This window comes from Vibrio sp. JCM 18905 (genome assembly GCF_055393305.1).
Genome location: NZ_AP043878.1, coordinates 259,173 through 270,560, shown reverse-complemented (window position 1 = coordinate 270,560; position 11,388 = coordinate 259,173). Strand labels below are relative to the sequence as shown.

10 protein-coding genes are annotated in these 11,388 nt (G+C 46.3%); 2 read left to right on the top strand and 8 right to left on the bottom strand.

What is annotated here, in order from left to right:
* Positions 1 to 13: 13 nt before the first annotated feature.
* The 6 genes from ACZ5ZC_RS01020 to moeA form a co-directional block, all read right to left on the bottom strand.
* Positions 14 to 844: a sulfurtransferase gene (locus ACZ5ZC_RS01020; RefSeq protein ID WP_464931659.1), complete on the bottom strand. Its 831-nt coding sequence runs from the start codon at positions 842 to 844 to the stop codon at positions 14 to 16.
* 39 nt (positions 845 to 883) lie between these two features.
* Positions 884 to 1,180, bottom strand: a complete 297-nt coding sequence (locus ACZ5ZC_RS01015) for a hypothetical protein (protein WP_005396101.1) — start codon at positions 1,178 to 1,180, stop codon at positions 884 to 886.
* A 140-nt stretch (positions 1,181 to 1,320) separates the two neighbouring features.
* Positions 1,321 to 1,776, bottom strand: coding sequence for a hypothetical protein (locus ACZ5ZC_RS01010; RefSeq protein ID WP_006741131.1), 456 nt, complete (start codon positions 1,774 to 1,776; stop codon positions 1,321 to 1,323).
* A gap of 10 nt (positions 1,777 to 1,786) precedes the next feature.
* Entirely contained in the window at positions 1,787 to 3,898 is a 2,112-nt protein-coding gene (locus ACZ5ZC_RS01005) for an LruC domain-containing protein (RefSeq protein ID WP_432584052.1), read from the bottom strand.
* A gap of 185 nt (positions 3,899 to 4,083) precedes the next feature.
* Positions 4,084 to 4,833 (bottom strand): molybdopterin-synthase adenylyltransferase MoeB, encoded by a 750-nt coding sequence (gene moeB / locus ACZ5ZC_RS01000; protein WP_464931658.1) that lies wholly within the window; start codon positions 4,831 to 4,833, stop codon positions 4,084 to 4,086.
* Positions 4,834 to 4,842: 9 nt separating this feature from the next.
* Positions 4,843 to 6,078, bottom strand: a complete 1,236-nt coding sequence (moeA, locus tag ACZ5ZC_RS00995) for a molybdopterin molybdotransferase MoeA (protein WP_256954855.1) — start codon at positions 6,076 to 6,078, stop codon at positions 4,843 to 4,845.
* Between the two features lie 287 nt (positions 6,079 to 6,365).
* On the opposite strand from moeA, the gene folE reads away from it, so the two are divergent.
* A complete protein-coding gene (folE, locus tag ACZ5ZC_RS00990; protein WP_006741127.1) occupies positions 6,366 to 7,019 on the top strand; it encodes a GTP cyclohydrolase I FolE in 654 nt (217 codons plus the stop codon).
* 275 nt (positions 7,020 to 7,294) lie between these two features.
* Positions 7,295 to 8,533, top strand: a complete 1,239-nt coding sequence (locus ACZ5ZC_RS00985; RefSeq protein WP_054868071.1) for an NRAMP family divalent metal transporter — start codon at positions 7,295 to 7,297, stop codon at positions 8,531 to 8,533.
* Positions 8,534 to 8,578: 45 nt separating this feature from the next.
* Here the strand turns inward: ACZ5ZC_RS00985 and ACZ5ZC_RS00980 are convergent, their stop codons facing one another.
* Together ACZ5ZC_RS00980 and clcA are read right to left on the bottom strand one after the other, a co-directional pair.
* Positions 8,579 to 9,544, bottom strand: a complete 966-nt coding sequence (locus ACZ5ZC_RS00980) for a TDT family transporter (RefSeq protein ID WP_457921417.1) — start codon at positions 9,542 to 9,544, stop codon at positions 8,579 to 8,581.
* Positions 9,545 to 9,787: 243 nt separating this feature from the next.
* Positions 9,788 to 11,191: a H(+)/Cl(-) exchange transporter ClcA gene (gene clcA / locus ACZ5ZC_RS00975; protein WP_005396086.1), complete on the bottom strand. Its 1,404-nt coding sequence runs from the start codon at positions 11,189 to 11,191 to the stop codon at positions 9,788 to 9,790.
* Positions 11,192 to 11,388: the final 197 nt, after the last annotated feature.

The following is an 11,388-nucleotide window of genomic DNA, read 5'->3' as shown; positions in this document are numbered from 1 at the left end:
GATAGCTCCTAGATTAGCGAGTAATGGGTAATGAGTGGTCTGCGCCCCATTCTGTCCATGACCCGTCATAGACCGATAAATCACGCCAACCTAACTGGTATGCTGCTAGCAGCAAAATACAGGCCGTTACACCTGAGCCACAACTGAAAATGATTGATTTATCATTATATAACGTTAGTGCACTAAATGCTTGTTTCAATTCCGAGTCTGCCTTTATAAAGCCATTACTCAATAATGTTTGGAAAGGGAGGCAAACAGAATTAGGAATATGACCAGAACGCAGTCCTTCTCTTGGCTCTGGTACCTCGCCTAAAAAACGTGCACGTGAGCGAGCGTCAACAATGTTTGCACTGCAATTGTTTGAGTACTCTAATATTGCATTTGCGTCCAAAAAAGCATGTTTATTTAATTTCCCGGTAAAGTTTCCAGGCTGCTTAGCTTCTGACAAGGCATCCGTGACAGGCAGTCCAGCCTCAATCCAAGCCGGGAGGCCACCATTAAGCACTTTGACATTATCATGTCCCATTGCCTTAAACATCCACCATGCGCGCGGAGAGGCGAGTGTTCCTGAGTTGTCATAAACAACAATAAGGTCTTCGTTGTTCAGGCCAAGTTTCTGAGCGCTGTGATTAAATCCTTCTTCTGTTGGCATCATATGAGGGAGATTGGTATCTGGGAGACAAAAGTCATTGTCGTAGTCGAAACGCAATGAGCCTGGAATCCACTTATTGGTGATCTTTTTCCCTTCGGAAGGAATTTGAAAACGAATACTCGCGTCTAGAAGTTTTACATTCGGTTGGTCTAATAAAGCATGAAGCTCTTTGGCATCGATCAATGCTTGCATGGTTAAATCCTTCTGATTTGGGAAGTCCGCACAGTATTTTTACTCACAGCGAATGAATGAAAGGGATGAGTCAAAACTTGAGCGGGATGCTTGGTGGAACAACGCAATAGAGCCCACTGGACAAGATGCGGACACTGGAACCGTCACTCGTTGTTGCTCTATCTCAGGTGAATTGATAGTGAGGTACCGACGTTGACCATCAAGGGACTGAGTTAAAGTGTTGCTAATGACGGTGGCTGAAACCGTGTTCTCATCCGTCTGCTTAATGAGCAACAAGAGCACAAGTAGGGCAATGAAACCGCTGAAGACCAACATATAGGTTTTGGGATTATCCAATTTGCGCTCCATTGCTATTGTTTCAAGTAATCATTTTGTTTTACAACAAAAAAATCGCATGTTCAAAGAACGATGCGATTTTGTCTTAAAACCTGTGGCTTGCGCCAGTCCCGAGTATCAATGCTCACCAATAGAGCATCTTACATGCGCCATGTCGTATTTCCGGTTGAGACGACTTTTTGCAGAGGTTCTGAGCCATCGTAGAACCAAATTTCGATTAACAGGTTACCTTGGCTATCCGAGGTGGAGAAGTCTAAGTTAGCTTTCCCACTCGTCAGCGCAGCAGAAGCAACATTGCTCGAATATTTTGCTTGGTAGGTTCCAGACGCATCTTCACGGTACTCCTTATAAATGCTCAGATGTGCGCGCTGTAAAGAGTAACCACTAATATCTACCGCAAGTGAGCTTTCTAACCTTGGGTCATAATCGAACCCATCTGGTACGTCTAAATTTTGCATGCTTGGCTCTTCAACAATAACGGTAGTTTGAGCTGGAGGTGGAGTAGCGCTATCGTTGCTTTTGTCTCCACCGCCGCCACCGCCACCGCCGCAGGCTGTTAACGCTAATCCCATGATGATTGTGATTAAGTTTTTCATGATGTTTCTCCTATGGAATGTAACGTTTGTTTGCTTTAGGTTGGGTATGCCAGTTTGCTCCTTCTCGCCCACCAGACTCGGCGTAGGTGGCAAACTCTGGGTAAGCGTCAACTAAGTCAACTTTCTCTAGCGGCCAATTCCACTCTTCGACGATAAGCAATGCCCAAGGGAGGTTGTTCGCTGTTTTGAAGTACACGCCTCGAGCCGGGTCACTTGCGTCTACGCCCACGCCATATAGGTTTGCGTCATCAAACTGCTCAGTTGGTGCTTGGTCTGGCAAATGTACTTCCCATTTTCTACCTGGTTGAAAGGTGATGCCATCGCCGTGATATGTATTGGGGGTGGCAAAGATAAATGGGTCATAAGGCATGGCCTGTAGCGCTGAGCGGTCGGAGCCTTCCTTAAAGTAGATGGTCAGTGTGAAAGACAACGCGACGTTATCATTGCAACCCGTTTGGGTTCTAAAATACGCACATTGACTTTGCGCATACTGACTGAGGTCGTCACTGATAATGAAGATGGCTTCTTCTGATATCGCTTCTAGACCGTTGGTCGGTTGTTCTTTACCATTAAACGTTAGCTTTGTTAAGCCGTTTTCAATGCTCGCTTTCGAAACGCCAGGTAGACGAATAGCAAAGCCATTTTTATAGCCAGCCCCATAGGCGGCCAGATCTCCGCTAATTTGGATATTTTCCACCGTGCCGTCCATACGTGTTTCAGTCATACGGAACTTAATGACTACGTCATTCATGTCGTAGTCAGCGGTGTAAGGCCAGTTGTCTTCATACGCGACCGTTGCGTAGGAATCGGCACTTGGGAAGTGCTGTACGGATACGCCGTTTTCAGTGATTGTGATTGGGTAATCTTCTACTTCACCTGATGTTGATCCGCCATCAAAGTTCAGACCAGTTTGTTGGCTAAAGCGGAATCGGCTCCAGCTAGGACCTGCGGTTGCCAGTTCAGAGACGACAAATGGAAGCGTATTGCTGCCTGCAGAGAGTAACTCATCGGTGAATACTTGCTCACCTTCGTCAGCAAAGTCACCATCTCGGTTCCAGTCAAACCAAGCTGACAAGTAGCCGGATGTTGATGCAGTTACGCTCACCAGTGAACTTAACCCTGGGTCGAGTGCGGCAACAAAGCCGACGCCATCTTCATCTGCTGTACCAACTTTGTTATCTCCAGACGGAGCCACTTGTCCATCGGCATCACCATCTGGCGCAATTGTGCCAAGCCAAGTTACACCATCAACAGCGTGGCGTGGTCCGTTAGAAGAGAGCAAGGTAGCGTAAGTGTCAGGTGCGTCACCAAAGTCAATTGGCTCGTCTTCGTCAATAACAGGAGCGTTCGCGCATCGGGCACCGTCATTTTGGCTGGAACTTGGACCGTTAGACACAAACTCTACAGCAGGAACAATGCCCGCAGCGATATTGGCGGCATTATTTTCTGATAAGTCGACGCGATAAATTTTGCCGTCCTGGTTACGCGATACGTAGTAGTTTCCGTTTACATCAAAGTAGCCTGCACCAAAGGTACCCGTTTCCCCTGTATTGCCGATCGCGGTTGCTTGGCCTGTTTTTGTATCGAATTTATACAATACGCCAGACCCATTATCGATACCATAGAGCGCACCGTCGCCAGGGTGGAACGCAAAATCGGTTAAACTCACACTTGCATTTGATGTGATTTTATTCAGGGTTAAGGTAGCATTTGGGTCCGTATCTAACGGCGATAGATCAATGGAAAATAGCCCTTTACCTTTGCGATACAAGTAGTAGACGTGGTTGTACACGTCGCCGACAAAAAACGTATGGCTAGGAAGCCCTTGTACGTTGAGAGTTTCTGCTTGAAAGTCCTGGCCTAAACGTACGATTTTCAAGTTGGTTGTATCGTAACCATAGATGTATCGATCAGTGAAGTTGAAACCGACGCCGTTAATACCAGATGCTAAGCCCACATCGTCGGTCAGTAACTTGGTTGATCCGGTAACCAGATTAACGCCGTAAACTTGCACTGGGGTCGATTGGAATAAATATGCTTTGCTCGGACAAGTGTCGAATGGTGCTGCGCTTACGTATGCGCTTGCGAACAGAGATCCAAGTAATAGTGATGTCCTTTTCATGATTCGCCCTCTCATTGGTTTGTATGATATGCAATGAAAGGAATGTGCCAGTTTTTAACTTGCTGTTTATAATGAATTTTATATCGGTAAGTTATTTGGTTCGAAATATGAATCTCAGAATAAGAAAAAGCTCAACGTTACGTTGAGCTTTTTGAGAATCTTCATTGATAAGCTGACAGCGTTACTTAGCCACAAACAGGGCAGGTCGGCATTTTCATCAAATTCATTTCCCGCCAGGACATGCTAAACGCATCGAGAATGAGGATCTTCCCTTTTTTGGGTTGGCCGTAATTTGCAATCACCTTGATGGTTTCCATCGCTTGTACAGCGCCAACAATACCCACAACAGGCGCCATGACGCCAGCTTCAACGCAACTTAATGCACTGCTGCCAAATAGCGCGCTCAAACACTGATAGCACGGTTGAGTTGGGTCGTCGTACGTAAACACACTCACTTGGCCTTCCATACGAATGGCTGCACCAGAAATAAGCGGTGTTATTGTTGCAAAGCAGAGTCGGTTGAGTTGATTGCGAGTGTCGACGTTATCTGAAGCATCGACCACCACAGTGTGTTGTTCAATCAAAGCCTGAAGCTGAATGTCGTCAAGGCGTTTAGCAACGGTATTTACTTCGATATGAGGATTAAGTTCCCGCAACGCATCTGCCGCGGAGTCAACCTTTTTACGGCCAATATCGGCGTCGTGGTGCAATACTTGGCGTTGTAAATTGGAGAGTTCAACAATATCGTCATCGATAAACGTAATATTGCCAACACCAGCCGTGGCAAGGTATTGGCTAGAAGCGCAACCCAAACCGCCAGCACCCAAAATAAGCACCGAGCTTTGTTTGAGTGCTTCTTGCCCTTCGAAATCGAACTGACGAAGAATGATCTGGCGGTTATAGCGCAGCATCTCCTGATCGGAAAGAATATCCACGGTACGTTCCTAGTATAATGTTGAGTTAAACAGTTGGATTTGAACCGTTTCGCCAACTTCCACACGGCCACGCTCACGTTCCAACACAACAAAGCAGTTTGCCAAACTCATTGAGCGGAAGGCTCCTGAACTCTGGTTGCCAGTGGTTTCAACGACAAATTTACCGTTTTCTAGAGTATAGATACCGCGTTGGTAGTCTGTACGTCCCGGCGCTTTCTTAAATGCGGTTTTAGTCGTCGCAGGGATAGACTCAGGCGCTTTCCATTCAGTATGGCCTGCCAATTTAGCCAACATTGGTTGAACAAGTACGTACATTGTTAGCACCGCAGATACAGGGTTACCTGGTAGCCCACAGAACCAAGCAGTACTTAACTTGCCAAATGCGAAAGGTTTACCCGGCTTGATTGCCAGTTTCCAGAAACCGATTTCGCCAAGTTCTTCAAGAATGTCTTTGGTGTAATCTGCTTCACCAACGCTGACACCGCCAGACGTTACAACCACATCCGCAAGCGTTTGTGCTTTTTCAAACGTTGCTTTTAATGTTTCTGGGCAGTCAGGGATAATGCCAAGATCAATCGCTTCACAACCAAAGTTTTCGATCAGCGGCTTAATACCGTAACGATTACTGTCGTAGATTTGACCAGCCTTGAGTGGCTCACCCAATGGTTTAAGTTCATCACCTGTGGAGAAAAATGCCACCTTTGGCTTACGCACGACGGTGACATGGCTGACACCAAGAGAGGCAATCATTGGAATATCGCGCGGTGTCAGGCGCGCGCCTTTTGCCAATACAATATCGCCTTGCTTGATGTCGTCACCCGTAGGGCGGATGTTATTTTGCGGCTTCACATCCGTTTGGGTGAACTGAATACCAGCGTCGGTCACTTCCGTATTTTCTTGCATGATAACGGCATCACAGCCTTCCGGAATTTTCGCGCCAGTCATGATTCGAACACAAGTGCCTGCCGGCCATTCTCCTTCAAAAGGCTGACCAGCGAAGGATTTACCTGCCAGAGGCAACACTGTAGACACTTCTAGGTCTTGAATACGAATGGCATAACCGTCCATTGCTGAATTGTCGAAAGGGGGCACGTGAATTGGCGATAAAATGTCTTCAGCCAGCACAAAACCCAGAGCGTCAGCAAGAGGAAGAGAAAGTGTCGTTTGGATAGGTTTGATTCGCGATAGCATCTTATCCATCGCTTCTTCAATTGGCATCAAGCCAGGTGCATCGCAGCAGCCCATTGAGATAATCCTATGTTCTTTTGTTTTGTGGCAACTCTACCATAAAAGGGGACCGAGTAAGAATGTCCACCTATAAAATATGGGTGTAATTATTCAAAAATCCGAGTATCCTTGTCACCCATCCGAAAGGGGTAAAGTTCCTACGGAGCATGAGAAAATAGCTCAGTGTATTCTTGTTATGTGCCTTGGCGTTATAAACATCGGACTGAGCGACTTTAACGCTACGGGATGAAAACACGGCAATTGTATTTCACACCGAGAGTGGTAGTTACAAAAGAGGAAGTGGAATGTCAGGTCTTAGCGAGTCAGCAAAGTTAGTGAAAGAAGCGCTAGAGCAACGCGGGTTAGAAACACCAATGCGCCCTAATGCCGTTAGCCGTGAAGAGAAGAAGGAAAAGATTGAATACCACATGCGTGAGATTCTTGGTCTGCTTCAGCTCGACCTTACGGATGATAGCTTAGAGGAAACGCCACACCGCATTGCAAAAATGTACGTGGACGAGATTTTCTCTGGTTTGGATTACTCCAACTTCCCCAAGATCACAGTTATCGAAAACAAGATGAACGTGAGCGAAATGGTTCGCGTGAAAGACATTACTGTGACCAGTACGTGCGAACACCACCTTGTGACAATCGACGGTAAAGCCGCTGTTGCTTATATTCCTCGCGGTAAGATCATTGGCCTGTCTAAGATCAACCGTATTGTTCGTTTCTTTGCGCAACGCCCTCAAGTTCAAGAGCGTATGACCCAGCAAATCCTTGTTGCTTTGCAAACATTGCTTGAGTCTGACGATGTAGCGGTGACTATCGACGCGACGCATTACTGTGTGAAATCACGCGGAGTGATGGATGCCACCAGTGAAACCACGACTACAGCGTTAGGTGGTATTTTTAAGAGCAACCCAGCGACCCGTGCTGAATTTCTGCATGGTCTGCGTTAATCAAATCGACAAATAAAATTGAGAGAGGATGGCGAGTTGCCATCCTTTTTTATATCTTTTATATCCAAATCATCGTCAAGTGAGTCGCAATAAATAGTAATTATGCAATTGTGTATTGACAGTCACATTCGTTGCTCTTAATATATGCGCCCAATGAACGGCTACAACTTGTAATCGTTTGTTTTAAAAAGAGATATTTCTCTAAGTTCAGCTGATCTCGGTCAGTTGTCTTTCTATTTTCTAATAATAGAAAGACAACAAATTTGGGACTCGGCATGACTACACAAAGCACTATCAGCACCTCCTCTATTTCAGCTCCAGTTACAGAAAGCAGTTGGCAAAAGAAAGCCATGCTCAGTGTCGCTTTTTTGATGGCGACAACCTCTGTGGGTCCCGGCTTTTTGACTCAAACCGCAGTCTTCACAAATATCTACAAAGTCGATATGGCATTTCCAGTTTTGGCTTCTATTTTTATCACGTTTGGTATCGTGATGAACTTGTGGCGTATTGTCGGCGTTTCTGGCATGCGAATCCAAGATATTGCGAACAAAGTGGCACCCGGCATGGGTTATGGTGTTGGTATTCTCCTTGCGCTTGGTGCAGTGGCGTTTAACTTTGGCAACGTGAGTGGCGCAGCGTTAGGCATCAATGTGCTAACGGGCGTGGACACAACATGGGGCGCACTGTTTACTGGTGTCGTTGGCTGTTTGTTGTTTGTGGTTCATAACGCTTCCAAACGAATGGACCAAATGGCTCGCTACCTTGGCTTGTTTATGATTGTTCTGATCGCATACGTGGCTATGACGAGCTTACCTCCGATGGGAGAGACACTAAGTGCAGCGGTGATGCCTATGGATGTTGGTAGTTTGCTTCTGCCTACGTTGACTATCGTTGGCGGCGCAGTTGGCGGTTACTACACGGGTGCACAACGCCTAGTAGACATCGGCTTGAAAGGCAAAGAGAACGTGCCTTCCATCACCTCAACAGCGTGGGCTGGTATTTCTATCGCGGTGGTTATTCGAATCCTACTGTTTTTGGCGGTGTTTGGCGTTATCGCGACAGGCGCAACGCTGGATACGGCTAACCCTGCGGCGGATGCTTTCCGTCAAGGTGCTGGCCAGCTTGGTTACTTCATCTTTGGCTTAGTACTGTTTGTAGCTTCCATCACGTCTGTGGTTGGCAACTCTTACATGGCTATATCATTAATTAAGACGCTTTTCCCAGTTGTGGCGCGAAACGAGAAAGCGTGGTGTGTTGGTTTCATTATCCTAACCTCGCTAGGCACGGTAACCATGGACATGCCAATTCTTCTTTTGATGCTAGCGGGCCTAGTGAACAGCATTATTCTTCCTATCGTTTTGGGCACTGTATTGGTTGCGACAAAGCGCAAAGATATTGTCGGTGACTACCAACACCCAATGTACTTAACGCTAACTGGAGCAGCGATTGTTATCGTAATGGCGGCATCGAGTTTGACTAACATTGGGAACTTCATGGCGAAGTTTGTGGGTTGATGTCTTATTGATTAGATGAACAGCGGCCTCAGATGAGGCCGTTTTTTATGCTTGTTTAGAGGGCGACTTAACGATTTCTGGCCAATACATTTTGACGTAACCTGCCGATACCCAAACCACCAACACAGTCGCAATGCTGAGCTCTAAAAAGCCAAAATCGTGTAGCCAGTGCCAATGTGGATGCGATTCGGCAAAAAAGGAGGTTAAGCGGTACATCGCAATGGCACTGATCACGGAAGGAAAGGTTACCGCCGCGATAGAAGGTTGAAACTTCAATCGAAGTAAGCGGAAGTAACACAGGTAGATCAATAACGTCATTGTGATAGCAATCCCTGCTAATGCGCCAGTCAGTATCGGATCGGGCAGGGGAAAGTTCACCAAGTATGCCGCCAATGACAAGTTTACCGGTGCGGCCATAATTGCGAGGGTCGGCCTGGCTCGTCTCGGCAGAGATCCGAAAAACACCAAACGATAGAGCACCAGCGGTAACATAAAGAAATAAATGCCAATGCACATCATCGCTAAGGTTTCAGAGAATAGGTTGTGACCCAATTGGGAGCCTGCTAATGAGCTGCTGATCAGTCCCACTGGATATAGAAACCAGCTAGGTACGATATTCGACATTTTGAAGTTCATTAGCTGAAAGCTAAAAAACAGTACCATCATAGTAAAATGCAGCAAAAGTGCCATAAACCAGAGTGGATAAGCAATGATTGGCGCTACAGAAGCAAGATAATCTGCAAGGATTAGTAATGCCATACTCATGGGTGCCATTAAGCTACCGCTCAATGGGTGACGAATGTCGACCATAAATAATCGTGGATTCGTGGCATATTTTATCAGCACAGGGGCGAGTAAAAGCGCGCCGAGTGACGCTAAAAATGGGCGTATTGGTTCACCAATTTCAGGGACATAGAGTGCCCAAGCTTGTCCTAAACCTATCATACCTAGCGCTAACGCGGCTTGAGACGGCGGAACGCTATAAAACTGCACAAGTCTTCTCCAGTTCAAATCTACTCCATTTGATTTTTGCCTGAATGAAACGAAACGTGATGATTTGGATGAAATGCTCTATTTGAGTAGCGAATACTAGCAAGTTTAGAGAGTGCTTACTCATGAAAGGTGGTGAGGAAATATCAGAGAATGGTGTTTTTGTGAGTTTGGTATCGAATATTTTGGAAAAGATGTAAAAATGTAGAGTTTATCGCTCCAAACCCTTCGATAGTTTGGAGCGAAATAATAACAAAGCGAGAATTATGTCGATTGGTTTTCAGGAAGATCCTGCTGACGTAACTTATCGTTTTTGATTGTACGATGTAGCAACTGGCTGTAAATCGGTTGTCCGCCAAACAACTGAGCAATAATCACGGCACCTAAACAAGTAATGATAAGTGGTAGAATTAAGTAGTAGTTATTGGTCATTTCAATCACCAACAAAATGCCCGTGATCGGTGCGCGTACCGTTGCAGCAAACAGGGCCCCCATGCCCGCAATAGCAAATACGCCAGGTTCGATATCAAGCGTAGGAAGCAACACATCAGCACTCGCTCCGAATGCATAGCCAAACAAGGTCCCCAGAGCAAGCATCGGTGCAAAGATACCACCCGGCGCACCAGAGCCAAAGCATAGCAACGTCGTGATGACGCGACCAAAGAAAAGCAGAACTAAAACGGATACCGAGTAGTTGCCATTGGTAATATCAGGAATAAGGCCGATGCCACCGCCAGTTAGCTGTGGCACGTATAAGAGAAGCAGACCAAAAATGCCACCAAGTAGTGAACCCACGATTAAATAGCGTTTACGATCGTTTTTGTGAATTGCGACAAAACTGTCTTGTGCCACGGTAATCAATTTATTAAAGATCACTCCGAATACGCCAAACAATGCGCCAAGCAATAGAAACAACCAAAGGGACTGAAGCTCTGGAGAGTGATATTGCGGCATTGTGATGACAGCGTCTTGCCCGTTGATGGCGCGAAACACAATGTTGGCCATAATAGCAGAGATGATCACCGCGCGAATTGAGATCAGAGAATAGCGAAACTGAGGTCGCATTTCCTCCACAACGAACATAATGCCTGCGAGTGGGGCATTAAAGGCGGCAGCCAAACCACCAGCGGCACCTGAAGCGAGTAGGGAATGACGAGTATCGTCATCTTTCACACGGAAAATATCGGTCACCATTCGACCAACTGCGCCGCCCATTTGAACTGTCGGACCTTCGCGACCAAGTACCATTCCGGAGCCAAGTGCACCCATGCCGCCGAAGAATTTTACTGGTAGAACTCGCCACCAACGCACTGGACGAATGTTGTCCATCGCGCCTTCTATTTCTGGGATGCCTGATCCCGCAGCTTCTGGAGCAAAGCGGTGAACAAGAAAGTAACCAACAAAAGCAAGCAGAGCACTGATCAGTACAGCAGCAAGCCAAAGAGGAAGTACGCTACCGATTTCGCTTCTTAGCCATTCGGTACGGGTTTCAGAAACAAAATGAACCGCAAGTTCGAAGTAAGTGCCGACAAAACCAGCTAGTGTGCCAACGATTGCGGCCATAATCAGGACAGAAAATGGTGTGGACCCTCGAGAGACAAACTGGTTAATCGCATCTTTCGGTACGTGCGCTAACACAGATTTCACAATTCTCTCTCGTTTGGTCATTAACAAGTTCTCCTGTTGCTGGTGGAAGGGACGCGAGAAAGTATACGCTTCGCAGAGTCTAGACCTAATCAATAAAGATGCAATTTAGCTTTTCACTATTGAGTGTTCGAAGTGTCGCGATGTCATTCATTCACCAGGACTGTGCTATTGCTCTCATAATTTGGGATAAAAAACTTGTTTTTTGAGCAAAATGAACC